The 21701-nt window shown below is 65.3% G+C and carries 25 protein-coding genes and 1 riboswitch; of the genes, 16 read left to right on the top strand and 9 right to left on the bottom strand.

What is annotated here, in order from left to right:
* Nucleotides 1–74: 74 nt before the first annotated feature.
* Nucleotides 75–233: riboswitch (FMN riboswitch) on the bottom strand.
* Between the two features lie 403 nt (nucleotides 234–636).
* Together BRAGE_RS0144620 and proC are read left to right on the top strand one after the other, a co-directional pair.
* Nucleotides 637–1137, top strand: a complete 501-nt coding sequence (locus BRAGE_RS0144620) for a YbjN domain-containing protein (RefSeq protein WP_027563031.1) — start codon at nucleotides 637–639, stop codon at nucleotides 1135–1137.
* Between the two features lie 176 nt (nucleotides 1138–1313).
* A complete protein-coding gene (gene proC / locus BRAGE_RS0144615) occupies nucleotides 1314–2138 on the top strand; it encodes a pyrroline-5-carboxylate reductase (protein ID WP_035730703.1) in 825 nt (274 codons plus the stop codon).
* 115 nt (nucleotides 2139–2253) lie between these two features.
* Here the strand turns inward: proC and BRAGE_RS0144610 are convergent, their stop codons facing one another.
* The 5 genes from BRAGE_RS0144610 to BRAGE_RS0144590 all read right to left on the bottom strand — a co-directional run bounded on the left by BRAGE_RS0144610 (nucleotide 2254) and on the right by BRAGE_RS0144590 (nucleotide 6661).
* Nucleotides 2254–2646 (bottom strand): thioesterase family protein, encoded by a 393-nt coding sequence (locus BRAGE_RS0144610; protein WP_027563033.1) that lies wholly within the window; start codon nucleotides 2644–2646, stop codon nucleotides 2254–2256.
* A gap of 205 nt (nucleotides 2647–2851) precedes the next feature.
* The gene (locus BRAGE_RS0144605) at nucleotides 2852–3055 is read right to left on the bottom strand and encodes a tautomerase family protein (RefSeq protein ID WP_008144861.1); all 204 of its coding nucleotides are present in this window, start codon (nucleotides 3053–3055) and stop codon (nucleotides 2852–2854) included.
* Nucleotides 3056–3170: 115 nt separating this feature from the next.
* The gene (gene hisS, locus BRAGE_RS0144600) at nucleotides 3171–4691 is read right to left on the bottom strand and encodes a histidine--tRNA ligase (RefSeq protein WP_027563034.1); all 1521 of its coding nucleotides are present in this window, start codon (nucleotides 4689–4691) and stop codon (nucleotides 3171–3173) included.
* Between the two features lie 227 nt (nucleotides 4692–4918).
* The gene (locus BRAGE_RS0144595; RefSeq protein WP_027563035.1) at nucleotides 4919–5443 is read right to left on the bottom strand and encodes a YegJ family protein; all 525 of its coding nucleotides are present in this window, start codon (nucleotides 5441–5443) and stop codon (nucleotides 4919–4921) included.
* 135 nt (nucleotides 5444–5578) lie between these two features.
* Complete coding sequence (locus tag BRAGE_RS0144590; protein WP_027563036.1) at nucleotides 5579–6661, bottom strand: branched-chain amino acid aminotransferase; 1083 nt, start codon at nucleotides 6659–6661, stop codon at nucleotides 5579–5581.
* A gap of 340 nt (nucleotides 6662–7001) precedes the next feature.
* Between BRAGE_RS0144590 and BRAGE_RS0144585 the strand changes: the two genes are divergently transcribed.
* Genes BRAGE_RS0144585 through BRAGE_RS0144575 form a run of 3 tightly spaced genes read left to right on the top strand, consistent with a single transcriptional unit; the run spans nucleotide 7002 to nucleotide 9679 of the window.
* Nucleotides 7002–7544 (top strand): MarR family winged helix-turn-helix transcriptional regulator, encoded by a 543-nt coding sequence (locus BRAGE_RS0144585; RefSeq protein WP_027563037.1) that lies wholly within the window; start codon nucleotides 7002–7004, stop codon nucleotides 7542–7544.
* The gene (locus BRAGE_RS0144580; RefSeq protein WP_027563038.1) at nucleotides 7541–8272 is read left to right on the top strand and encodes a response regulator; all 732 of its coding nucleotides are present in this window, start codon (nucleotides 7541–7543) and stop codon (nucleotides 8270–8272) included. The genes BRAGE_RS0144585 and BRAGE_RS0144580 overlap by 4 nt, the downstream gene beginning before the upstream one ends.
* 18 nt (nucleotides 8273–8290) lie before the next feature.
* Nucleotides 8291–9679, top strand: coding sequence for an ATP-binding protein (locus tag BRAGE_RS0144575; RefSeq protein ID WP_027563039.1), 1389 nt, complete (start codon nucleotides 8291–8293; stop codon nucleotides 9677–9679).
* Nucleotides 9680–9769: 90 nt separating this feature from the next.
* On the opposite strand, the gene BRAGE_RS0144570 is transcribed toward BRAGE_RS0144575, so the two are convergent.
* Together BRAGE_RS0144570 and BRAGE_RS0144565 are read right to left on the bottom strand one after the other, a co-directional pair.
* On the bottom strand, nucleotides 9770–10300 hold the full coding sequence (locus tag BRAGE_RS0144570) for a DUF3617 domain-containing protein (protein WP_027563040.1): 531 nt from the start codon (nucleotides 10298–10300) through the stop codon (nucleotides 9770–9772).
* 45 nt (nucleotides 10301–10345) lie between these two features.
* On the bottom strand, nucleotides 10346–10639 hold the full coding sequence (locus BRAGE_RS0144565) for a hypothetical protein (RefSeq protein ID WP_027563041.1): 294 nt from the start codon (nucleotides 10637–10639) through the stop codon (nucleotides 10346–10348).
* 182 nt (nucleotides 10640–10821) lie between these two features.
* Here BRAGE_RS0144565 and BRAGE_RS0144560 point away from each other — a divergent pair, with 182 nt between their 5' ends.
* From BRAGE_RS0144560 to BRAGE_RS0144545, 4 genes are all read left to right on the top strand, one after another.
* Nucleotides 10822–11283, top strand: a complete 462-nt coding sequence (locus BRAGE_RS0144560) for a hypothetical protein (protein WP_027563042.1) — start codon at nucleotides 10822–10824, stop codon at nucleotides 11281–11283.
* Between the two features lie 118 nt (nucleotides 11284–11401).
* Nucleotides 11402–12094, top strand: a complete 693-nt coding sequence (locus BRAGE_RS0144555) for a ribonuclease T2 family protein (protein WP_027563043.1) — start codon at nucleotides 11402–11404, stop codon at nucleotides 12092–12094.
* A gap of 159 nt (nucleotides 12095–12253) precedes the next feature.
* Nucleotides 12254–13114, top strand: a complete 861-nt coding sequence (locus tag BRAGE_RS0144550; protein WP_027563044.1) for a 23S rRNA (adenine(2030)-N(6))-methyltransferase RlmJ — start codon at nucleotides 12254–12256, stop codon at nucleotides 13112–13114.
* A gap of 250 nt (nucleotides 13115–13364) precedes the next feature.
* Nucleotides 13365–13580 carry a cold-shock protein gene (locus tag BRAGE_RS0144545; protein WP_008544396.1) on the top strand — a complete coding sequence of 72 codons (216 nt, stop codon included), beginning with the start codon at nucleotides 13365–13367 and terminating at the stop codon, nucleotides 13578–13580.
* A gap of 71 nt (nucleotides 13581–13651) precedes the next feature.
* Here BRAGE_RS0144545 and BRAGE_RS0144540 read toward each other — a convergent pair whose 3' ends face one another.
* Complete coding sequence (locus tag BRAGE_RS0144540) at nucleotides 13652–14275, bottom strand: outer membrane protein (protein ID WP_027563045.1); 624 nt, start codon at nucleotides 14273–14275, stop codon at nucleotides 13652–13654.
* A gap of 247 nt (nucleotides 14276–14522) precedes the next feature.
* Between BRAGE_RS0144540 and uvrC the strand changes: the two genes are divergently transcribed.
* The 7 genes from uvrC (at nucleotide 14523) to BRAGE_RS0144505 (ending at nucleotide 20798) form a co-directional block, all read left to right on the top strand.
* Nucleotides 14523–16577 (top strand): excinuclease ABC subunit UvrC, encoded by a 2055-nt coding sequence (gene uvrC / locus BRAGE_RS0144535; protein WP_027563046.1) that lies wholly within the window; start codon nucleotides 14523–14525, stop codon nucleotides 16575–16577.
* A 93-nt stretch (nucleotides 16578–16670) separates the two neighbouring features.
* Nucleotides 16671–17288 carry a CDP-diacylglycerol--glycerol-3-phosphate 3-phosphatidyltransferase gene (pgsA, locus tag BRAGE_RS0144530; protein WP_027563047.1) on the top strand — a complete coding sequence of 206 codons (618 nt, stop codon included), beginning with the start codon at nucleotides 16671–16673 and terminating at the stop codon, nucleotides 17286–17288.
* Complete coding sequence (moaD, locus tag BRAGE_RS0144525; protein WP_027563048.1) at nucleotides 17285–17536, top strand: molybdopterin converting factor subunit 1; 252 nt, start codon at nucleotides 17285–17287, stop codon at nucleotides 17534–17536. The genes pgsA and moaD overlap by 4 nt, the downstream gene beginning before the upstream one ends.
* Nucleotides 17537–17540: 4 nt before the next feature.
* Nucleotides 17541–18008, top strand: coding sequence for a molybdenum cofactor biosynthesis protein MoaE (locus tag BRAGE_RS0144520; protein ID WP_027563049.1), 468 nt, complete (start codon nucleotides 17541–17543; stop codon nucleotides 18006–18008).
* Nucleotides 18008–18988 carry a 50S ribosomal protein L3 N(5)-glutamine methyltransferase gene (gene prmB / locus BRAGE_RS0144515; protein WP_027563050.1) on the top strand — a complete coding sequence of 327 codons (981 nt, stop codon included), beginning with the start codon at nucleotides 18008–18010 and terminating at the stop codon, nucleotides 18986–18988. The genes BRAGE_RS0144520 and prmB overlap by 1 nt, the downstream gene beginning before the upstream one ends.
* A gap of 90 nt (nucleotides 18989–19078) precedes the next feature.
* The gene (locus tag BRAGE_RS0144510; protein WP_027563051.1) at nucleotides 19079–19666 is read left to right on the top strand and encodes a phage holin family protein; all 588 of its coding nucleotides are present in this window, start codon (nucleotides 19079–19081) and stop codon (nucleotides 19664–19666) included.
* Between the two features lies 1 nt (nucleotide 19667).
* Entirely contained in the window at nucleotides 19668–20798 is a 1131-nt protein-coding gene (locus tag BRAGE_RS0144505) for a YihY/virulence factor BrkB family protein (RefSeq protein ID WP_027563052.1), read from the top strand.
* Nucleotides 20799–20848: 50 nt separating this feature from the next.
* Here the strand turns inward: BRAGE_RS0144505 and BRAGE_RS0144500 are convergent, their stop codons facing one another.
* The gene (locus tag BRAGE_RS0144500; protein WP_027563053.1) at nucleotides 20849–21682 is read right to left on the bottom strand and encodes a class I SAM-dependent methyltransferase; all 834 of its coding nucleotides are present in this window, start codon (nucleotides 21680–21682) and stop codon (nucleotides 20849–20851) included.
* Nucleotides 21683–21701: the final 19 nt, after the last annotated feature.

The following is a 21701-nucleotide window of genomic DNA, read 5'->3' as shown; positions in this document are numbered from 1 at the left end:
GGCTTTCCTTCAAAGGACCAGAATCAGGGCACACGGAACGACAAACAGCCGCACCTTGCGATGCGTCTGCCACCGACCGTTCTCTTTCATCCGGACTTTGACCGTCGGCTTCGGAGTTGCACCGAATCTGCTGACCCTTCCCTTCGGGATAACCCTCGCGGAAGGCGCTCGCGGGCTTAGGCCTTTCGGCCCTTACCGCCGGTGGGGACTTTCACCCCGCCCTGAGAACATCGGCCGCTCGGGATTGAGCGACCTAAAAGGAAATATGACGCCGGTTCGGGGCCGCAGCAAGCGTGTTCCGCATGGGAAAACCGCATGGTCCCATGCCGCGATGGCGGTCCGGCCCTCGCGCGGCGGAATTAACGATTGGCGCTTTCAGGGAATCCGATTCCGGTTTGTTCTCGTCGTTAAGAATTGTGGCCAAGAGATGAGCTGTGGACGAAGGAGTCCTGGCTTGTGGACGGACTCGGCAGCCAGTTGCGCAGATTCCGCAAATCACATCAGTTGATCCGCGACAGGCCGCGCCGATCCTAGATCGCGAAAGCGACTCCCGGGATCGACGACGTTTAGGGAGCGCGCGCCGGACCCAACCGCGTGCGTATCAAAGACAACAAGAAGGTAAGAGGTCGAGACGGCATGTCCCTGCTCGAAGGCAATATCGATTCCCGAAATCACCCGCTCGCGGTGGTCGAGGATATCGCTGCCAGCAACAACTGGCCGTTCGAACGCTCCGGCGAGGACGAACTCACCATTGTCTCCAAGGGACAATGGACCGACTACCAGATCTCGTTCACCTGGATGGGCGAGATCGAGGCACTGCATCTGGCCTGCGCGTTCGACATGAAGATTCCGCTCGCGCGCCGGGGCGAGGTGCAGCGGCTCGTCGCCGCGGTCAACGAGCAATTATGGATCGGCCATTTCGACCTGTGGACCAACACCGGCATGATCATGCATCGCCAAGCGCTGGTGCTGCCGGGCGGCCTCACCGCCTCGACCGCGCAATGCGAGGCCATGCTCGCCGGCGCCATCCATGCCTGCGAGCGCTACTTCCCGGCGTTCCAGTTCGTGGTGTGGGCCGGTAAGACCACCGCGCAGGCCATGGACGCTGCGATGTTCGATACGGTGGGCGAGGCGTAGGCTTCGTGAGGGAGCCGCACCTCCCTCCTCCGTCGTCCCGGCGAACGCCGGGACCCATACCGCGTGATATCCCTTGTGGCACGCGGCTTGTTGCCAACATCTCGATCCATTAGAACCGCCTGTGGTTATGGGTCCCTGCGTTCGCAGGGACGACACCTTTTGCTTGGGTGATCGCAGTGGCAAACAGCACTCTCCAAAACATCACCGGCACCATCCTGCTCGCCGGCGCCGGCAAGATGGGCGGCGCGATGCTGACCGGATGGCTGGCCGGCGGGCTCGACCCGCGCCGCGTCGCGGTGGTCGATCCCTTCATCTCGCCCGAGATCACCGCGCTGGCCGCAAAAGGCGTCGCGCTCAATCCCGATGTCACCTCGGCAGGCACCGTCGAGACCATGGTCGTCGCGGTGAAGCCGCAGATGTTCCGCGAGGCCGGCGCCAGGCTGAAAGCGTTCGTGTCCGGCAAGACCTCTGTGGTCTCGATCATGGCGGGAACCACGATCGCTTCGCTCGAAGAGGTCATCGGCGGTGCCGTGGTGCGCGCAATGCCGAACACGCCGGCCGCAATCAGCCGCGGCATCACCGTGGCAGTCGCGGCAAAGAATGTCAGCGCCGCTCAGCGCGCGGTGGCCGACGCATTGCTGCGCGCCACCGGCTCAGTCGAATGGGTCGAGGATGAAGGCCTGATGGACGCGGTGACCGCCGTGTCCGGCTCGGGCCCGGCCTATGTGTTCCTGCTCGCCGAAGAGCTCGCGCGCGCCGGGGTCGAAGCCGGATTGCCCGAAGCGCTCGCGACGAAGCTTGCCCGCGAGACCGTCGCCGGCTCCGGCGAGCTGCTGCATCAGTCGGAGTTCCCCTCCGCCACGCTGCGCCAGAACGTGACCTCGCCCGGCGGCACCACCGCCGCCGCGCTCGGCGTGCTGATGGGCGAGCCGGGCTTGCGCGAACTGATGATCCGCGCCATCGCGGCGGCGACGCAGCGGTCGAAGGATTTGGCGAAGTAAACAGGTGCCGTAGGGTGGGCAAAGCGAAGCGTGCCCACGATCTGTATCCATCACGGAGGAATGGTGGGCACGGCGCTTTGCGCCTTTGCCCACCCTACGGCACCGCGCGCTGCCGCTACGCCCCCAGCCGCTTGTTGAACATCGCGACATTGACCAGCCCGCGCGCGTGACGTCCCTCGCCGAGCTTGCGCGCGCCTTCGAACGCCTCGACCTCGAAGCGGATGACGCGGCGCTCGACCGCGACGACCTTGGCCGCGGTCCGCACCGTCGCGCCGACCAGCGCCGCTGCGAGATGACGGATATCGACCTCGGTGCCGACCGTGACCCAGCCCGGCTGGAGCGCGACGCGGATCGCATCGCCCGACGTCATCTCCATCTCCAGGATCATCATGGGCGTCGCATAGACCATCGGCATGCCCGGCACGAAATGCCCGACCGTGCGCTCGGCCGGCACCACCAGCGTGCGCTCGGCGCTCATGCCGACCTTGATGAAGTCGCGTGCGTCCATGGGGGCCTCATACACAGTGTCGTCCCGGACAAGCGCGCCTAAAGCGCGCGCCGATCCGGGACCCATAACCACAGGATCGAGTTTGGCGATGACTCGGAGTTACCAGCTCGCCAGATAACCACTTCCTGTGGTTATGGGTCCCCGCACCCGTGCGCAATTGCGCACTAGGCGGGGACGACACCTGTATTTGCCGAACGAGCAGTGGCTATTTCTTCGCCGCCGCCGCGCGCTCCACGAAGGTCTTGCCGCCCTTCATCTTGTGGCGTAGCGGGGCTTCGTTGATCTGGATGACGACGGCATCGGCGTCGACGCCGAGATTCTTCACCAGCGCCTGGGTGATGTCGCGCATCATGCCGGCCTTCTGCTCGTCGGTGCGGCCCTCGGCCATGCTGACGGTGATCTCAGGCATTGTCTTCTCCCTGCTGTCGCGATGACCGGGCACACCCCGGCCGTTCATGAAGGTGCGCATCAAACAAGACGTGGATGCCCGGGACAAGCCCGGGCATGACGGCCTGCCGGAATGGCTATCCCCACTTTACGTCATGGCGCGCGAGGACCTCGCGCACTTTTGAAACGAGATCGGCCTCGCTGCACGAGAACTGCGCCGGCCGCGTCTCGCGCCATTCCTGGTTGGAGGCGATCGCGGCGGCGGCTTTCGCGCCTTCGATCAGATCCTTGATCTGCAGCTCGCCGCGCGCCTTCTCATCCGAGCCTTGGATGATCACACAAGGCGAGTTGCGGCGGTCGGCATATTTGAGCTGGTTGCCCATGTTCTTGGGATTGCCGAGATAGAGCTCGGCGCGGATGCCCGCTGTGCGCAAGGATGCCACCATCTTCTGATAGTCGGCGACGCGGTCGCGGTCGAACACGGTGACGACGACGGGGCCGAATTCGGGCCGCGTGTCGAGCTTGCCGAGCAAGGTCAGCGCAGCCTGCAGGCGCGACACCCCGATCGAGAAACCGGTTGCCGGCACCGGCTCACCGCGGAAGCGCGAGACGAGGCCGTCGTAGCGACCACCGCCACCGACCGAGCCGAACCGCACCGGGCGGCCCTTCTCGTCCTTGGTCTCCAGCAACAGTTCAACCTCGTAAACGGGGCCGGTGTAATATTCGAGGCCGCGCACGACGGAGGGATCGATCTTGATGCGATCGGCGCCGTACCCCGACGCCGTCACCAGCTTCGCAATCTCTTCCAGCTCGCTGACGCCGGCCTGGCCGACTTGGCTCTTGGCGAGGTAGGTTTCCGCCGCGGCAATCGCCTCTTTCCAATCGTCGCGCGGCTTGGTGATGGCGAGAACGACGTCGGCTTCTGCCTCACTCAAATTGGCGCCCTTGGTGAAGTCGCCCTTGCCTTCCTCACCGCCATCCCATCGTCCGGGACCAAGCAGCTTGCGCACTTCGTCGGCGGAGAACTTGTCGAGCTTGTCGATCGCGCGCAGCACGGTCAGGCGGCGTGCGGCGTTCTCGTCGCCGCCGAGGCCGATGGCTTCCAGAACGCCGTCGAGCACCTTGCGGTTGTTGACCTTCACGACATAGGAGCCGCGCGCAATGCCGAGCGCCTCCATCGTGTCGGCCGCCATCATGCAGATCTCGGCATCCGCCGCCGGCGTCGCCGAGCCGACCGTGTCGGCATCGAACTGCATGAACTGGCGGAAGCGGCCGGGGCCGGGCTTCTCGTTGCGAAAGACGTAGCCGACCCGGTAGCTGCGGTAGGGCAGGACCAGACCATCGGTGCCGTAGCGCTCGCCGACATAGCGCGCGAGCGGCGCGGTCAGGTCGTAGCGCAAGCTGATCCACTGCTCGTCGTCGTCCTGGAACGAGAACACACCCTCGTTCGGGCGGTCCTGGTCGGGCAGGAACTTGCCGAGCGCGTCGGTGTATTCCATCGCCGGCGTCTCCACCGGCTCGAAACCGTAGAGCTCGTAGACGGCGCGGATCTTCTCGACCATCTCGCGCGTCGCCCGGATCGCTGCGGGATCGCGATCCTCGAGCCCGCGCGGCAGGCGCGCCTTCAGTTTCTGGGGTTTTTTGGGTTTCTCGGCCATGTCGTTCGTTGCAAGCTAGGTAAGTCAACGTTGACTTACAACGTTGGCCTACAACCCGCAAACGGCGCCTTTTCACCTCTCCCCGCTTGCGGGGAGAGGTCGGAATGCGCGCGGAACGCGCGGATTCCGGGTGAGGGGGGACTCTCCGCGAGTCCAACTGCCACCGCCCCCGCGGAGACTCCCCCTCACCCTCCCCTCTCCCCGCAAGCGGGGAGAGGGGAAGAGACTTACGGCTGCTCCATCCTTGCCCTCAGCGCATCGGCGTCCGCCTTCGGCAGCGACTTCAGTGTCGGCTTGATGGTTTCGCCGCCGACGATCTTGCCGTTGCGCATGAACATCCAGTCCGAGATGTCGGCTTCGCTGAACTTGACCGCATCGCCCGCGTGCTTGCCGGGCAGGTCGCGCGGCTCGTTGGCGAAGAAACCCGAATAGGCCCCGTTCGGCAGCTTCTTCACCTCGGCGATCCAGATGTGCTCCCCGCCCTTGCGGGTCGAAAAGCGCACTTTCAGGGAATGGCCGGTCTCGGACGATTTTGGCGCGTCGTAAGAGGCCCAGAAGGTCGGCAGCGTGCCGCGGGCGCGCGCGATCGCGGCGTTCATCTCGGGATCGGTGGTGCGCACGTCGACGATCGGCGAGCGGTCTTGCGCGACGACTTCCGGCGTGGGTCCGATGGTGAGGATGCCGAACACGGAGACGCTGGTGATGGCGGCGAGAACGATCCACTTCAGCGGCTGGGAGAGTTTTGTTGCCATGATCGCGATGTCCAGGATGCTAGTTGTGTCCTGGCTTTGTCGCTTGTCGGCAGCAGCACGTTCAGTGCGCAATAAGCCACAAACCTTGCGCATTTCCCCTCTCCCGCGCGAGAGAGGGGAACGCGCAACTTGGTCTCACGACACCTTGCGGATCCAGTTGTGCGGATCGTTGGTGCGGCCGTACTGGATGTCGATGAGCTGCTTGCGCAGGCCCATGGCGACGGGGCCGGCGGCGCCGCCCGAGATCTCGAAATCGCCGCTCACCGAGCGCACCTTGCCGATCGGCGAGATCACGGCTGCGGTGCCGCAGGCGAACGCTTCCTTCAGGCGGCCCGAGGCCGCATCCTTGCGCCACTGGTCGAGCGAGTACGACTCCTCGCGCACGGTCTTGCCGGCATCGCGGGCGAGCTTGATGATGGAGTCACGGGTGATGCCGGGCAGGATGGTGCCGAGCGGCGGCGTCGAAAGCGAGCCGTCGTCGAACACGAAGAACACGTTCATGCCGCCGAGCTCCTCGATGTAGCGGCGCTCGACCGCGTCGAGGAAGACGACCTGATCGCAGCCGTGCTGGATCGCTTCGGCCTGGGCGCGCAGGCTCGCGGCATAATTGCCGCCGCACTTGACGGCGCCGGTGCCGCCAACGGCAGCGCGCGTGTAATTCTCCGAGACCCAGATCGAGACCGGCGCGGGTCCGCCCTTGAAGTAGGATCCAACAGGCGAAGCGATCACCGCGAAGATGTATTCGGACGACGGCTTGACGCCGAGGAAGGTCTCGCTCGCGATCATGAAGGGGCGGAGATAAAGGCTGCCCTCGCCGCCCGGCATCCAGGCGCGATCGATGCGCACGACCTGCTCGACCGCCTCGATGAAGACGTCCTCAGGCAGCTGCGCCATCGCCATGCGATCGGCGGAGTCCTTGAAACGGCGCGCATTGGCGTCGGGACGGAACAGGTTCACGCCGCCGTCGTCGCGCTTGTAGGCCTTGAGGCCCTCGAAAATTTCCTGGGCGTAGTGCAGCACGGCGCCGGCCGGATCGAGCTGGAAGTTGGCGCGCGCCTCGATCTTCGCCTCGTACCAGCCGCCCTTTGCCTGGTTGTAGCGGACCACAGCCATATGATCGGTGAAGACCCGCCCGAAGCCGGGGTCCACCAGCTTGGCGACGCGGTCCTTCTCTGGCGTGGGATTGGATGCGGGCTGGATGTCGAATTTCATGCTCATGTCCTTGCCTCCCGCTGCCGGTCGCGGCGCTGCTTCGTGCGCCCGCCTGCCCGCTTCCGGGCCCGGCTGGCTTGATTGGGTTACTGGCCGGACCGCCGCCAGCCATGTTACGGCCGGTTTCCGTGGCCAGCATGTCGCCGAGGACATGCTTTTGCGGAAGGCGGAAGTCCAGTATGTTTTGCCGAAATGCCGCTCGACAATCGCACGGTAGATCTGCTCCGGCCGTCGCCGCCTGTCCGGCTCACTCCGGCCGTTCTGCTTCGATGCCACCCGATACGAAACGATCTAAAGTTTCGTACGGGTCGATCGTTTTGTAACATTGAACCCAAGATACGTCAATATGCCTGACATAAATTTCGCGACTCCCTCTCAAGACGCCGCCGAGCCGCGGCCAGCCGTAGGCGACGGAGGCAATTTGCGCTGGGATATCATCGAGCTACTGTTCTTCGCCTATCGCGATTTCGTCGGCGATCCCGACCAGGAGCTGGAGGCGTTCGGCTTCGGCCGGGCCCATCACCGGGTCATGCATTTCGTTTATCGCTATCCCGGCCTGAAGGTTGCCGACCTGCTCGACGTCCTCAGGATCACGAAGCAATCGCTCGGCCGCGTGCTCAAGCAGCTGCTGGACGAGGGCTACATCGTGCAGAAGACCGGCGACAATGACCGCCGCCAGCGCCTGCTCTACGCGACGCCCAAGGGCGAGGCGCTGGTGCAGAAGCTCGCCGGGCTCCAGACCACGCGGATCACGAAAGCGCTCGCCGAGATGGCGCCGCAGGACGCCGAGACCGTCAAGCGTTTCCTGCGCGCGATGATCGACCGCGACGATCCGGACAAGGTGCTGGAGACGATCTTCGCTTCCGTCAATCAAGACAGCAAGGAGTGACCGTGCCGCTCGCTGCCACGCTCGCCCGACCGCCGGTGCAACCGGCCGACGACGCCCCGCATCTTTTGCTGGTCGATGACGACCGCCGCATCCGCGATCTGCTGTCGCGCTTCCTCGCGGCCGAAGGCTACCGCGTCTCGACCGCCGCCAGCGCCAGCGACGCGCGTTCAAAGCTGATGAGTCTGCATTTCGATCTGCTGATCCTCGACGTCATGATGCCCGGCGAAACCGGCTTCGATCTCGCCCGCTTCATCCGGACCTCGTCCTCGGTGCCGATCGTGATGCTGACCGCGCGGCACGAGGCGGAAGCCCGCATCGAAGGCTTGCAGATCGGCGCCGACGATTACGTGGCAAAACCGTTCGAGCCGCGCGAGCTGGCGCTGCGCATCAACAACATCCTCAAGCGCGCCGCCCCGCCGCCGCAAACCGCGGCGGTCGAGAAGATCGCATTCGGCCCCTATGTCTACCATCTCGAACGCGGCGAATTGCGCCAGGGCGAGGAGGTCATCCACCTCACCGACCGCGAGCGCGAGATGCTGCGGATCCTGTCGGAGACACCGGGCGAGACCGTGCCGCGCAGCGCGCTGACCGGCAATGGCAGCGTCAACGAACGCGCCGTCGACGTGCAGATCAACCGCCTCCGGCGCAAGATCGAGACCGATCCCGCCAATCCGCTGTTCCTCCAGGCGGTGCGGGGCATCGGCTACCGCCTGGTGGCCTCGCCATAAATCAGTGAAGCGCGAGCGATGAGCACGATCGATACCGGCCTGACGCTGCTCAAGAGCGCCGCCGGCCGCGTCTCGGCCGCCAATGGCTGGATGGGCAATGCGTTCAAGGGCTGGATGCCGACCGGCCTCTATGCCCGCGCGCTGCTGATCATGATCGTGCCGATGGTGATCCTGCAATCGGTCGTCGCCTTCGTGTTCATGGAGCGGCACTGGAACACGGTGACGCGCCGCCTGTCGGCCGCGGTGGTGCAGGACATCGCCGCGCTGATCGATGTCTACAAGGGCTATCCGCAGGACAAGGACCGCGACCAGATCCGCCGCATCGCGCAGCAGCGCCTCGGCCTCGTGGTCGACTTCCTGCCCGCCGGCGACATGCCGCCGCCGGGACCGAAACCGTTCTTCTCGCTGCTCGACCAGACGCTGTCAGTGCAGCTCGGCCGCCAGATCGGCCGCTCGTTCTGGATCGACACGGTCGGCCGCTCCAACCTGGTCGAGATCCGCATCCAGCTCGATGACGCCGTGATGCGCGTGTTCGCGCAGCGCAGTGCGGCGTATGCCTCGAACTCGGAGATCTTCCTGTTCTGGATGGTCGGCACATCCTCGATCCTCTTGATCGTCGCAGTGCTGTTCCTGCGCAACCAGATCAAGCCGATCCTGCGCCTTGCCGACGCTGCGGAAAGTTTCGGCAAGGGCCGCGAAGCCCCGAACTTCAGACCCAGGGGCGCGCGCGAGGTGCGGCGCGCGGCGGTCGCCTTCATCGAGATGAAGTCGCGCATCGAGCGCACCATGGAGCAGCGGACCGCGATGCTCGCCGGGGTCAGCCATGACCTGCGCACAATCCTGACCCGCTTCAAGCTCGAGCTGGCGCTGATCGGCGAGAATCCCGAGCTCGAGGGCATGCGGAAGGACGTCGACGAGATGTCAATGATGCTGGAGGATTACCTCGCATTTGCCCGCGGCGATTCCGGCGAACAGTCGCAGCCGACCGACATGGCGCAGGCGCTCGAAGAGCTGCGCAGCGACGCCGAGCGCCACGGCCACACCGCGACCGTGGCGTTCCACGGCCTGCCCGTGGTGACGGTGAAGCCGGCCTCGTTCAAGCGCTGCCTCGCCAACCTCGTCACCAACGCCGCGCGTTACGGCAAGGCGATCGCCATCAACGGCCAGCGCGATCACCGCTATCTCACCGTCACCGTCGACGACGACGGCCCGGGCATTCCCGTTCACTTGCGCGAAGAAGTGTTCAAGCCGTTCCTGCGGCTCGACAACGCCCGCAACCAGGACGAAGGCGGTACCGGCTTGGGGTTGGCGATCGCCCGCGACATCGCCCGCTCCCATGGCGGCGACATCACGCTCGGCGACAGCCCGATGGGGGGATTGAGAGCGAGCGTGAGGATCCCGGTGTAGCTGGCGCCGCGGAGACAGACCCCTCGCCCGTCTCGCCGCTTCGCGGCGAGCCACCCTCTCCCACAAGGGGAGAGGGGAAGGACGACAGCCCTATTTCGGCAGCAGCGCCTTCAGCTTATCGACGTCGCGCACGTTCATCTTGAAGCCGCCGGGCATCACGATGTCGCCGGGCTTCTGGTCCGGCTTGCAGGCGCCCAGCCACTTCGCCTCTAACGTCATGGAGGTATCGCGGCCCGCGGCACCGGCAGCGCCGCCTTGCGCGTGCGAGGAGGTCTTCACAGTGTAGGCCGAGTTGAAATCGCCAGTGATCTCGGCATGCGAGGTCGTGCTGATGCCGGCGACGTTGCACTCGGAATCGCTGACATAGCCGGTCGCGGTCTTCTTGATGTCCTGCTTGGAACAGATCTGCTTGGCCATCGGGGAGACGTTGTTGCTCATCTCCTTGTCGACGGTCTCGTCGGTGCAGTGCTGCATGGTCATCTCAGGCATTGCCGAGCCGCTCCTGACCATCTTCATTTCCCAGAGACCGGCCTTGCGCACCGGCAGGTCGTCGGCGCTGGCTGCGCCCGCCGACAGGACGAGGCAAAGGCTTGAGCCGAGCAAAGCGAGTTTGCGCGTCATGTTGGAGGCTCCCGGCTTTGAGAGAGGCGGCGCTAGGCCGACGCCTCAGTACAGCGTGCGGATCGGCCGTTCGGCGGCGCCATAGGGCACCCAGCGGCAGGAGAACGAGATGTAGCCGCCCTCATAGGCCTGGACCGCGAGGAATTTCACGACCTTGCCGTAGCGCGCGCAGTGATCGACCGCGACCTGACGGGCATCGACCTGCGTCGCCATCGAATAAGCGATGATGCCGCCGGTGTCGTTCCCCTTGAACGGCGGGACCGGAAGGAGGTCAGCACGCGCCGACTGGCTCGCCAAAATACCCAGGGCGAGAAGGCCCGCGGCCGCAATGATTCGCATTCCCGTTACTCCAATTGGTTGGCGCCAGTTTACGGCGCCGGGATGGAAGTGAAAAGAACCCAAGCCCTGCCGGGCGCGCCCTTACGGTCAACTCCTTGCCAAGTGTTGCCGCGCTGCACTTGACCCCGCCCGGCCTTCGCGGCACCGTCCCACCTTCGCAAGACCAGCTGTCCGGATTGCCCATGCGCGCCCTCTCCCTGAAATCGCTCCGCTTCGCCGCCGTGTTCGGCCTCATGTTCGGAGCGCTGTCGCTCGGCGAGGCCAAGGCCGCCAATCCGCTCGAGCTGAACTTCTGGCTGAGCGGGCCGCGCTATGACGGCGCCGTCGCCGATTGCGACAGGGCGCTGCCGACGATCGCCAGCCAGTTCTGGGAGAAGGAAAGCTCGTTCTGGAATTCTCCGTTGAAGATCACGGGCTTCGCCGCCGTTCACGAGGTCGCCTTCCGGCCCTGGCAGTCCGACAACATTCCGCGCCGCTACTGCACCGGCGATGCCATGCTCAACGACGGCAAGGTGCGCAAGGTGCATTTCTCGATCGTCGAGGACGGCGGCTTTGCCGGCTACGGCAATGGTGTCGAATGGTGCGTGGTCGGGCTCGACCGCAACTGGGCCTACAATCCGGCCTGCCGCGCCGCCAGACAGTAATTCGAGAAGCCTGATTCGGCCCGATCAAGCGGCCGAACGTGGCTCGCATCAATTTTGTTCTTGAAATGTTCTTATCGCCTGCTAGGCTGACTGCACAGTCTAGTTGAGGGGCGTCGCCATGTTTCATTCCAGATTGCATTCGTTCTCCCGCCTGATGATCTCGCTGACCCTGGCTGCCGGGCTGGTCATGCTGGCCGGCGGCGCCAAGGCCCAGGACAAGCGGCAGAACGCGCCCGGCGAATTCGATTTCTATGTGCTATCGCTGTCATGGTCGCCCTCGTTCTGCGAGGAGGCGGCGGAGCGTGGCGGCCGCTCCCAGATCCAGTGCAGCGGACGACCCTACGCCTTCGTGGTGCACGGCCTGTGGCCGCAATATGAGAGCGGTTTCCCCGAATATTGCCAGCGGCCGGCGCCGCGGCTGAACCGCAACATCGTCTCCTCGATGCTCGATCTGATGCCGGCGCCGGGCCTGATCTTCAACGAGTGGGACAAGCACGGCACCTGCTCGGGCCTCGAAGGCCGCAGCTATTTCGAGACGATCCGCAAGGCGCGCGCCGCGATCAAGATTCCGGCCGAGTATCTCGACTTGTCGCAGGCCAAGACCGTGGCGCCGGCGGAGGTCGAGGAGGCCTTCATCAGGGCCAATCCAGGCCTGAGCAATGCCGCCGTCTCGGTCACCTGCAACCGGACGCGGCTATCCGAAGTGCGCATCTGTCTCAGCAAGGATCTGCAATTCCGCGCCTGCGAGGAAACCGACCGCCGCGCCTGCCGCCGCGACCAGGTGACGATGCCGCCGATCAGGGGCGGTTGAGGCACAACGCTCTCGTCGTCATTCCGGGATGGTGCGTTAGCACCAGACCCGGAATCTCGAGATTCTCGGGTGCGCAATTGCGCACCATAGTTCGGCGCTAGCGCACCGCCCCGGAATGACGGCAGTTACTTTCATCGCGCGATGTCGTAACTCTGCGCCATGAACTACCGCCACGCCTTCCACGCCGGCAACTTCGCCGATGTCATCAAGCACATCGTGCTCGCGCGCATTCTCACCTACCTGCAGGACAAGCCGGGGGCGTTCCGCGTCATCGACACCCATGCCGGCGCCGGTCTCTACGATCTCGAAAGCGACGAGGCGCGGCGCAGCGGCGAGTGGCTGACCGGCATCGCGCGGCTGATGCAGGCGCGTCTGTCGAACGAGACCGCGGCGCTGACGAAACCCTATCTCGACATCGTCCGCGCCTTCAATCCGAAGGGCGAGCTCAAGGCTTATCCGGGCTCGCCGCTGATCGCGCGCGGCCTGCTGCGGCCGCAGGACCGGCTCGTTGCCTGCGAGCTCGAGCCGAAGGCGCGCAAGGCACTGATCGACGTGCTGCGCCGCGACGAACAGGCGCGCGTGGTCGATCTCGACGGCTGGGTTGCGCTGCCGGCCTTCGTGCCGCCGAAGGAGCGCCGCGGCCTCGTGCTGATCGATCCGCCGTTCGAGGCCAAAGATGAGTTCGAAAAGCTCGGCGAAGCCTTCGCAGCCGCCTTCGCGAAATGGCCGACCGGTATCTATGTAATCTGGTATCCGGCCAAGAATCGGCGCGCCACCGACACGCTGGCGCAATCGGTGGCGCGGCTCGCAGCCGCAGCAAAGCCTCCGGGAAAACGTCTGCGTCTCGAATTCAGTGTCGCGCCGCAGCTTGATGGCGCAGCGCTCACATCCACGGGACTCCTGATTGTCAATCCCCCCTACACGCTGCAAGGCGAGCTCAAGACCATCCTGCCCGAGCTGGAAATGCCGCTCGGCCAGGGCGGCGCTGCCAGATTCCGATTAGAGGTACCTCGATCGTAACACTCCGGCATTCTTGGGAAAAAGATGCAGGAGCGGTAGTCAATCTGCGACGAACCGTATTATGCTGTTTGCGTGACTGGCTTTACGTTCCGCTTCCGCGAATGGTTGCGGCGGAGTGAAGGCCTAAGAAAGATCCGACCGGACTGCACGGTCCGCTCAAGGATGGCCAGCTCCCGGGCTTCGTAAGGCCCGGTCATGTCGTGACGTGAGTCTGCGTCGCGACGGAGGAGCAATGAGGGGGAGTTTCCCGATGGCCATGACGGGAACGGTTAAGTTCTTCAACGGCGAGCGCGGCTACGGATTCATCAAGCCGGACGACGGCGGTCGCGATGTCTTCGTTCACATCACCGCTGTTGAGCGGGCGGGATTGAAGGACCTTGCCGAAGGACAGCGTATTACTTTCGAAGTCGAACCGGACAAGAAGGGGAAGGGACCGAAGGCGGTTAACTTGGTCATCCTCTCCTAGCGCGCCTGACTAAAAAAAATCCCGGCCGCGCGCGGCCGGGAGGTGGTGTCCGGTATTTTCTTCTTCAGCTATCAGAAGTGATAGTTCACGCCTGCGCGCACAACGCTGGCGCTATAGCCGTTGGACACGCCTGTAATTGCGAACTGGCTCGTCGACAGATTGATGTAGAGATATTCGAGCTTCGCGCTCCAGTTCGGCGCAAGGCCGACTTCGGCGCCTGCGCCGATGGTCCAGCCGGCGCTGGTGTGCGACTCGGTCCAGCCGAAAGTCTGCGCGCGCAGCTCGCCGAAGGCGAGGCCGGCGGTGCCGTAGAACAGCACGTTGCTGAACGCATAGCCGCCGCGCCCGCGCAGCGTGCCGAACCACGGATTGGAGAACTTCCACGGCGCGAACGTGTCGTCGGCGCCGGCTGCCTGGATGTCGCCCTCGACGCCGAACACCCACGGGCCGTTCTGGAAATTGTAGCCGGCCTGCACGCCGCCGACGAAGCCGGACGGCTTTGCCGGATTGTTGTCGACCGAGCCCCACTCATAGCCGATGTTGCCGCCGAGATAGGGACCGGCCCAGCTATACGCGTTGAGGGGCTGATTGACGGTGTAAGGCGCACCCTGCCCGTAATTGAGATCGGCGGCCTCTGCCGAAGCTGTCCAGCCGGCTGCAACCAACGCGGCTGCGCCCACAACGAACCACTTCATCGGTACTCTCCAACACAACTGCCGTCCCCCGCGATGCCCGCGCCGCCGCGCGAGACCACCGCATGGTTACGGAACCACGACTTTTTCGCGTAAGATTTATCGAGAGTTTTAAGTAAAAGGCCTGTTAAGCCGGGTTACCGCGCTGTTAACAGGCTTAAGCAAGCGTTACCGGGAACTGCGCCGCCAGCCTGTGCGTGCGGCATGGCCGGAACTTCAAATCGGCACCCCCAGCGCCTAAATTCGCTCCATGGTTCACGATTCCCCCGACAGTCCGGACGAGCGCGCGCGCAAACCGGCCCGCCTTGCCGACGCCCCGCCGGAGAGCCTGACGCCGCCGGACCTCGATCCCGCCACCACCGGCGGCGAGGACGAGGACGACGCGCTGCTGCCTGACATCCTCGAAGAGAGCGGCGCGGTCGGCGAAGGCCCGCTGGCGACCGGCCATGAGGCGATCGAGCGCGCGGTCCGGCTCGCCCCGACCTCGCCCGGCGTCTACCGCATGCTCAATGCCAATGCCGACGTGCTCTATGTCGGCAAGGCCAAGAACGTCAAAAAGCGCCTGTCGAACTATGCGCGCCAGAGCGCGCCGCAGCCGGCGCGCATCCTGCGCATGATCGCGGCCACGGTGACCGTGGAGATCGTCTCGACCAACACCGAGACCGAGGCGCTGCTGCTGGAAGCCAATCTCATCAAGCAGCTGCGGCCGCGCTTCAACGTGCAGCTGCGCGACGACAAATCGTTTCCCTATATCCTGATCACCGGCGACCATTGGGCGCCGCAGATCCTCAAGCATCGCGGCGCGCAGACCCGGCCCGGGCGCTATTTCGGCCCGTTCGCCTCCGCCGGCGCCGTCAACCGCACCATCACCGCGCTTCAGCGCGCGTTCCTGATCCGCTCCTGCACGGACTCCTTCTTCGAGAGCCGCACAAGGCCCTGCCTGCTGTACCAGATCCGCCGCTGCGCCGGTCCCTGCACCCGCGAGATCGACTTCGGCGGCTATACGACGCTGGTGCGCGAAGCGACCGACTTCCTCTCCGGCAAGAGCCATGCGGTGAAGCAGGAGCTTGCCGGCGAGATGGAGAAGGCCTCCGGCGAGCTCGAATTCGAGCGCGCCGCGCTCTACCGCGACCGCCTCGCTGCGCTGTCGGCGATCCAGTCGCAGCAGGGCATCAATCCGCGCACCGTGGAGGAAGCCGACGTGTTCGCCATCCACCAGGAGGGCGGCTTCTCCTGCGTCGAGGTGTTCTTCTTCCGCACCGGCCAGAACTGGGGCAACCGCGCCTATTTCCCGCGCGCGGAGAAGACCTTCACGCCCGAGGAAGTGCTGGGCTCCTTCCTCGCCCAGTTCTACGACGACAAGCCGCCGCCGAAGAACATCCTGCTCTCGCACGAAATCGAGGAGAGCGAGCTGCTCGCCAACGCGCTGTCGATCAAGGCCGGCCACAAGATCGAGGTCACCGCGCCCAAGCGCGGCGAGAAGAAGGAGCTGGTCGCCCACGCGCTGACCAATGCGCGCGAGGCGCTCGGCCGCAAGCTCGCGGACACCGCGACGCAAAGCCGCCTGCTCGACGCGATGGCCACCACGCTCAGCCTGCCGCATGCGCCCAAGCGCATCGAGGTCTACGACAACAGCCACATCCAGGGCACCAACGCGGTCGGCGCCATGATCGTCGCGGGTCCCGACGGCTTCGTGAAGAACCAGTACCGCAAGTTCAACATCAAGTCGGAAGGGCTCACGCCGGGCGACGACTACGCCATGATGCGCGAGGTGCTGGAGCGCCGCTTCAAGCGCCTGATCAATCCGCCCGAGGACGCCTCCGGCAAGGCGAAAGACGACGACTTCCCGCAATGGCCCGATCTCGTCATCATCGACGGCGGCCGCGGCCAGCTCAACGCCGTCCGGGAGATCTTTGCCAATCTCGGCCTGACCCAGGTGTCGCTGATGTCGGTCGCCAAGGGGCCGGACCGGGATGCCGGCCGCGAGACCCTGTTCATGCCGGAGCGCGAGGCGATCAAGCTGGAGCCGCGCGATCCCGTGCTCTATTTCATCCAGCGGCTGCGGGACGAGGCCCACCGCTTCGTCATCGGCTCACACCGCAAGCTGCGCAAGAAGGACATCCGCGAGGCCGGTTTGCAGGAGATTCCGGGCATCGGCCCGTCGCGCAAACGCGCCTTGCTGCACCATTTCGGAACCCTGAAGGAGATCGAACGGGCCTCGATCGCCGATCTCGGCAAGGTTCCGGGGGTCAGCGCCGAGAGCGCCCGCCGGATTTTCGAGTATTTCCATCCCCAGCCGGGATGAACTAAAGGGGACAGGGTCATATGGTCGTCGCATCCCGTACCCCAAGTGGGAGGAGCAGTTGACCTCAGGGCATCAGCGGTATTGGTAGGACGGATGAACATCGCCACGACACGAGGGACGACCAGCCGCGCGATGTCCCTCCCGAACATCCTGACCTATGGCCGGATCGCCGCGATCCCGGTCGTGGTCGGATGCATCTATGCGCAGTCGATCATGGACTATCCGCTGTGGCTGCGCTGGGTCGCGGTCGCCATCTTCATCGGCGCCGCGGTGACGGACTATCTCGACGGCTATTACGCGCGGATCTGGAATCAGCAATCGGCGTTCGGCCGGATGCTCGACCCGATCGCCGACAAGCTGCTGGTCGCCTCTTGCCTGCTGATGCTGGCCGCCGACGGCATCATCCATGGCTGGTCGCTGTGGGCCGCCATCGTGATCCTGTGCCGCGAGATCCTGGTCTCGGGCCTGCGCGAATATCTCGCCGCGCTCCGCGTCAGCGTGCCCGTGACCAAGCTCGCCAAATGGAAGACCACCGTTCAGCTCGTCGCCATCGGCTTCCTGCTCGCAGGTCCCGCCGGCGATGAGGTCGTCCCCGTGGTCTCGCTGATCGGCCTCGTCCTGCTCTGGGCCTCGGCGCTGCTGACCATGTACACCGGCTACGACTATTTCCGCGCCGGCATCCACCACCTCATCAAGGAGGATGAGGGATGAAGGTGAAATACTTCGCCTGGGTGCGCGAGCGCATCGGCAAGGCCGAGGAGACCATCGAGCCGCCCGCAACAGTGCGCACCGTCGAGGAGCTGATCGCCTGGCTGTCCGGCCAAAGCGAGGCTTACGCCTATGCCTTCGAGAAGCCCAAGGTGATCCGCGCCGCGATCGACCACGCCCACGTCAAGGCCGACGCCGCGATCGCAGGCGCCCGCGAGATCGCGTTCTTCCCGCCGATGACCGGCGGCTAGGCTCATGACCTGCCCCGTCACCATCCGCATCCAGGAAGACGATTTCGACATCGCGCGCGAGATCGCGGTCCTGACCAAGAGCCGCACCGACATCGGCGCAGTCGTGAGCTTCTCCGGCATCTGCCGCGCCGATGAGGACAGTTCGAAGATCTCGGCGCTCACGCTCGAGCACTATCCCGGCATGGCGGAGGAAGAGATCCAGCGCCACGTCGACGAGGCCATCTCGCGCTGGCCGCTCAACGGCGTCACGGTCATCCACCGCGTCGGGCGGTTCATGCCCGGCCAGAACATCGTGCTGGTGCTCACCGCCTCGCAACACCGCCGGGCGGCGTTCGAGGCGGCCGAGTTCCTGATGGATTACCTCAAGACCAGCGCCCCGTTCTGGAAGAAGGAAGAGAGCGCCACCGGGACCGGCTGGGTCGAGGCCCACGCCCGTGACGACGAGGCCGCCGCACGCTGGACGAAATCCTGATGGCAAGAGCATCGAAAAGAACAACGCGCGGCCGCGCCGCATCGAAACTTGCGAAAGCGGCACCCAAGCTCGCGAAGGTCGTTCGCGGCGAGCTGCTCACGCTGATCGATTTCGTCCGCTATGCGGTGAGCCGTTTCACCGAGGCCAAGCTCGCCTTCGCGCACGGCACGACCGATCCGGTCGCCGAGGCCGTGTTCCTGGTCTGCGAAGTCTTGCATCTGCATCCCGACCAGTTCGAGATCTTTGGCCATGCCTGCGTCACGGCGGCGGAAGGCAAGACCCTGCTCGATCTCATCCATCAGCGCATCACCACGCGGAAGCCGACGGCCTATCTCGTCAACAAGATCTACATGCGTGGCCTGCCGTTCTATGTCGACGAGCGCGTCATCGTTCCGCGCTCCTTCATCGGCGAGCTGCTGGATTCGCATTTCGGCGGCGACGGCGAGCCCGGCTCGCTGATCGACGACCCCACGGGGGTCGAGCGCGTGCTCGATCTCTGCACCGGCTCGGGCTGCCTTGCGATTCTCGCCGCGCATCATTTCCCGAACGCCACGGTCGATGCCGTCGACGTCTCCAAGGGCGCGCTCGAGGTCGCCGCGCGCAATGTCAGCGAGCACGGGCTCGATGACCGCATCACGCTCCACCGCGGCGATCTGTTCGCCCCGCTCGGCGATGCCAGATATGACCTCATCATCACCAATCCGCCCTACGTCGATGCCGAAGGCATGGCGGCGCTGCCGCCTGAATGCCGGGCCGAGCCAAAACTCGCCTTCGATGGCGGGGCAGACGGCCTGGACGTCGTCCGCCGCATTCTGCAGGACGCGCCCGATCATCTCACGGCGAATGGCGGCCTGATCTGCGAGATCGGCCGCGGCCGCGAACTGGTTGACGAAGCCTTCCCGGAACTGCCGCTGTTGTGGCTGGACACGGAAGACTCCGAAGGCGAGGTATTCTGGATTTCGGCCGCCGACCTCGGCTGATCCGTCGCGGCGATCACGGTCCAACGGAACAAGTCAAATTCGGCCACGTTCATCCCCCGATGCATTGTCTCGCTCTCGGAGGGTGTCCGCATGCTCGCGCCATCGGGCGAATTGTTACGCGCCGGCGTGGCGCTCAAGCTCAATCACGTCAAACGCGCCGCTCAATCCTATCTGCGTGACCAGACCAGCCACGCAACCGGCAAGGTGACATCCTACGCCGTGGCCGGCGGGCTGTTCGCGGTCGCCGGCCTGTTCGTTGTCGCAGCATTTTTCGTCGGGCTGGTCGCCTTGTACCGCTGGGTCGCGATCACCTACGGGCAATTCTGGGGCTTTGGCGCCGTCGCCGCCGTGCTGCTGGTGCTGGCCGCGGTCTGTGCCGGAATCGCGATGGCGCAGATGAAGCGCAAGGCCAAGCCGATCGTGCCGCTTGCGAGCCGCCTGCGCGTGGCGATCGCGACGCCGCGGATCCCGCGCGGAACGGTCAAGCAGGCCGTGAAGGAGGTGGCGACGACGATTCCCCTCGCGCCGCTCGCACCCGGCGAACGCGGCCATGGCAACAGGAGCCGGCCGGTTCGCACCAACCGGCCCGTGCAGCTCGGCCTGATGCTCGCGGCGGTGGGGTTGCTGGGCGTCACGGCCGCGCGCCGGCGGCGCCACGGGCAAAGGATGGAGACGTGACATGCTGGTGCGGCGCTCCGAGCAGATCGACAGCTGGCTGCTGGTGGCGGCCACTGCCGTCTTCGTGCTGACGGCGGAGCGCTACTTTCAGGACTCCGGCCTGATCCGTCCGGGACCTCCGCAGGATCACCGCAACAGCGAGGCGAACTCACCGGAAACCAGCCCGGCCAGCGCGGCGACGCAGCCCGGCCACGGCCGCCGCTCGAAAAGCCCGTTCGCGATTCCCTGGGCCGGCTGGAAGGACATCTTCTGGCGCACCTATCAGCGCATCGACGACGATCGCCTGCTCGCCACCGCCGGCGGCGTCGTGTTCTTCGGCCTGCTCGCGATCTTTCCGGCCGTCACGGCGCTGGTCTCGTCCTACGGACTATTCGCCGATCCCGCCACCATCAGCGACAACCTCCAGAAGCTGGCAATGATGCTGCCCCAGGGCACGTTTGAGATCGTCGAGGAGCAGGTCGGGCGCGTGGTGTCGAAGGGCAACACGGCGCTCGGCGCCACATTCCTGTTCGGCTTCGTGCTCGCGATCTGGAGCGCCAATGCCGGGGTCAAGGCGATCTTCGACGCGCTCAACGTCGCCTATGAGGAGCGCGAGAAGCGCAGCTTCATCAAGCTGAACCTGGTGTCGCTGGCCTTCACGGTCGGTGGCATCGTCGCGCTCCTGGTGATGGTCGGCACCGTGGTCGCCTTCCCGCTCGCGCTCGATCATCTCGGCATCGCCCCCGAGAGCAAGCTGATCGTCGCGCTGGCGCGCTGGCCGCTGCTGTTCCTGATTCTCATGGTCGCGCTCGCCGTCCTCTACCGCTTCGCGCCAAGCCGCGATGCGCCGCGCTGGCAATGGCTGAGCCCCGGCGCGCTGACCGCCGCCATTCTCTGGATCGCCGGCTCGTCGCTGCTGTCCTGGTATCTCTCGTCCTTCGCCAATTACAACGCGACCTACGGCTCGCTTGGTGCGGCGATCGGCCTGATGATGTGGATGTGGATGTCGGCGATCGTCATCATGTTCGGCGCCGAGCTGAACTCGGAGATCGAGCGGCAGACCCTGCGCGACACGACGACCGGTCGCCCCAAGCCGCTCGGCAGCCGCGAGGCGGTCTCGGCCGACACGGTCGGCGCCACCGCGCCGTTCTAGCGGAGGACAACGATCAGGCCGGAGTTGATCCGGCCTGACCACACTCGATTTCAGCGCTTGGTGATGACCGCTTCCAGATATTCGCTGTGCACGACGATCGTGCCGTCATCGGCATGGTTGAACTCGCCGAGCAGCGCCATGAGATCGCGCTTCAGCGCGGCCTGGCCGCTCTCGTCGAGCGCGGCGAACGCCTTCAGCGTCGGCCCGTAGAAGGTCTTGAAGATTTCGAGCCAGTGGTCCGGCGAGCGGTAGCGGAACACGAACATGCGCGGCTCGGCCACGATCTCGGAAGCCTTGCTGCCGAACATCTCCTCGAGCCGAGCTGGGGTGCCCCACAGCGCAGGCGACTTCACGCCTGCCGGCGGGGCGATATGCTTGCCGATCGTCTTGAAGAGCTGGCCGATGAAACCCTGCGGCGTCCAGTTGGCGAGGCCGATCTTGCCGCCGGATTTGCAGACCCGCGCGAGCTCGGAGGCCGCCTTGTCCTGGTCCGGCGTGAACATCACACCGAAGGTCGAGAGCACGACGTCGTAGCTGTTGTCCGCAAACGGCAGCGCCTCGGCATCCGCCTCGCGGAATTCGACGGTCAGATGGTCCGCCGCCGCGCGCTCCTGCCCGCGCTTGAGCAGCGCCGGCACATAGTCCGTGGATGTGACGTCACACCAGCGCCGTGCTGCGGCCAATGTCGCATTGCCGTTGCCGGCGGCGACGTCCAGCACCTTGCTGCCGGCGCGTATGTCGAGTGCCTCACAGAGCTGCTCGCCGACGATCTGCAAGGTGGTGCCGACGACGGCATAGTCGCCGGACGACCAGGCGCCGTGCTGGCGCTGCTTGACGGCGGCAAGATCGGGTGTGGCTGGCTTGAGTGCGGCGGATGTCGACATGAGCAATCTCCTGCGGGTT

Origin of the sequence: Bradyrhizobium genosp. SA-4 str. CB756, from assembly GCF_000473125.1 — a bacterium.
Lineage (GTDB): Bacteria > Pseudomonadota > Alphaproteobacteria > Rhizobiales > Xanthobacteraceae > Bradyrhizobium > Bradyrhizobium arachidis.
This window is presented reverse-complemented; position numbering and strand designations above follow the sequence as displayed.

Excerpts from the sequence above, each read along its gene's own strand:
- BRAGE_RS0144620 (WP_027563031.1), top strand. The coding sequence starts at position 637 with ATGTCCCTGCTCGAAGGCAATATCGATTCCCGAAATCACCCGCTCGCG.
- BRAGE_RS0144610 (WP_027563033.1), bottom strand. The coding sequence starts at position 2,646 with ATGGACGCACGCGACTTCATCAAGGTCGGCATGAGCGCCGAGCGCACG.
- BRAGE_RS0144605 (WP_008144861.1), bottom strand. The coding sequence starts at position 3,055 with ATGCCTGAGATCACCGTCAGCATGGCCGAGGGCCGCACCGACGAGCAG.
- hisS (WP_027563034.1), bottom strand. The coding sequence starts at position 4,691 with ATGGCCGAGAAACCCAAAAAACCCCAGAAACTGAAGGCGCGCCTGCCG.
- BRAGE_RS0144595 (WP_027563035.1), bottom strand. The coding sequence starts at position 5,443 with ATGGCAACAAAACTCTCCCAGCCGCTGAAGTGGATCGTTCTCGCCGCC.
- BRAGE_RS0144590 (WP_027563036.1), bottom strand. The coding sequence starts at position 6,661 with ATGAGCATGAAATTCGACATCCAGCCCGCATCCAATCCCACGCCAGAG.
- BRAGE_RS0144585 (WP_027563037.1), top strand. The coding sequence starts at position 7,002 with ATGCCTGACATAAATTTCGCGACTCCCTCTCAAGACGCCGCCGAGCCG.
- BRAGE_RS0144575 (WP_027563039.1), top strand. The coding sequence starts at position 8,291 with ATGAGCACGATCGATACCGGCCTGACGCTGCTCAAGAGCGCCGCCGGC.
- BRAGE_RS0144570 (WP_027563040.1), bottom strand. The coding sequence starts at position 10,300 with ATGACGCGCAAACTCGCTTTGCTCGGCTCAAGCCTTTGCCTCGTCCTG.
- BRAGE_RS0144565 (WP_027563041.1), bottom strand. The coding sequence starts at position 10,639 with ATGCGAATCATTGCGGCCGCGGGCCTTCTCGCCCTGGGTATTTTGGCG.
- BRAGE_RS0144560 (WP_027563042.1), top strand. The coding sequence starts at position 10,822 with ATGCGCGCCCTCTCCCTGAAATCGCTCCGCTTCGCCGCCGTGTTCGGC.
- BRAGE_RS0144555 (WP_027563043.1), top strand. The coding sequence starts at position 11,402 with ATGTTTCATTCCAGATTGCATTCGTTCTCCCGCCTGATGATCTCGCTG.
- BRAGE_RS0144550 (WP_027563044.1), top strand. The coding sequence starts at position 12,254 with ATGAACTACCGCCACGCCTTCCACGCCGGCAACTTCGCCGATGTCATC.
- BRAGE_RS0144545 (WP_008544396.1), top strand. The coding sequence starts at position 13,365 with ATGGCCATGACGGGAACGGTTAAGTTCTTCAACGGCGAGCGCGGCTAC.
- BRAGE_RS0144540 (WP_027563045.1), bottom strand. The coding sequence starts at position 14,275 with ATGAAGTGGTTCGTTGTGGGCGCAGCCGCGTTGGTTGCAGCCGGCTGG.
- uvrC (WP_027563046.1), top strand. The coding sequence starts at position 14,523 with ATGGTTCACGATTCCCCCGACAGTCCGGACGAGCGCGCGCGCAAACCG.
- pgsA (WP_027563047.1), top strand. The coding sequence starts at position 16,671 with ATGAACATCGCCACGACACGAGGGACGACCAGCCGCGCGATGTCCCTC.
- moaD (WP_027563048.1), top strand. The coding sequence starts at position 17,285 with ATGAAGGTGAAATACTTCGCCTGGGTGCGCGAGCGCATCGGCAAGGCC.
- BRAGE_RS0144520 (WP_027563049.1), top strand. The coding sequence starts at position 17,541 with ATGACCTGCCCCGTCACCATCCGCATCCAGGAAGACGATTTCGACATC.
- prmB (WP_027563050.1), top strand. The coding sequence starts at position 18,008 with ATGGCAAGAGCATCGAAAAGAACAACGCGCGGCCGCGCCGCATCGAAA.
- BRAGE_RS0144510 (WP_027563051.1), top strand. The coding sequence starts at position 19,079 with ATGCTCGCGCCATCGGGCGAATTGTTACGCGCCGGCGTGGCGCTCAAG.
- BRAGE_RS0144505 (WP_027563052.1), top strand. The coding sequence starts at position 19,668 with ATGCTGGTGCGGCGCTCCGAGCAGATCGACAGCTGGCTGCTGGTGGCG.
- BRAGE_RS0144500 (WP_027563053.1), bottom strand. The coding sequence starts at position 21,682 with ATGTCGACATCCGCCGCACTCAAGCCAGCCACACCCGATCTTGCCGCC.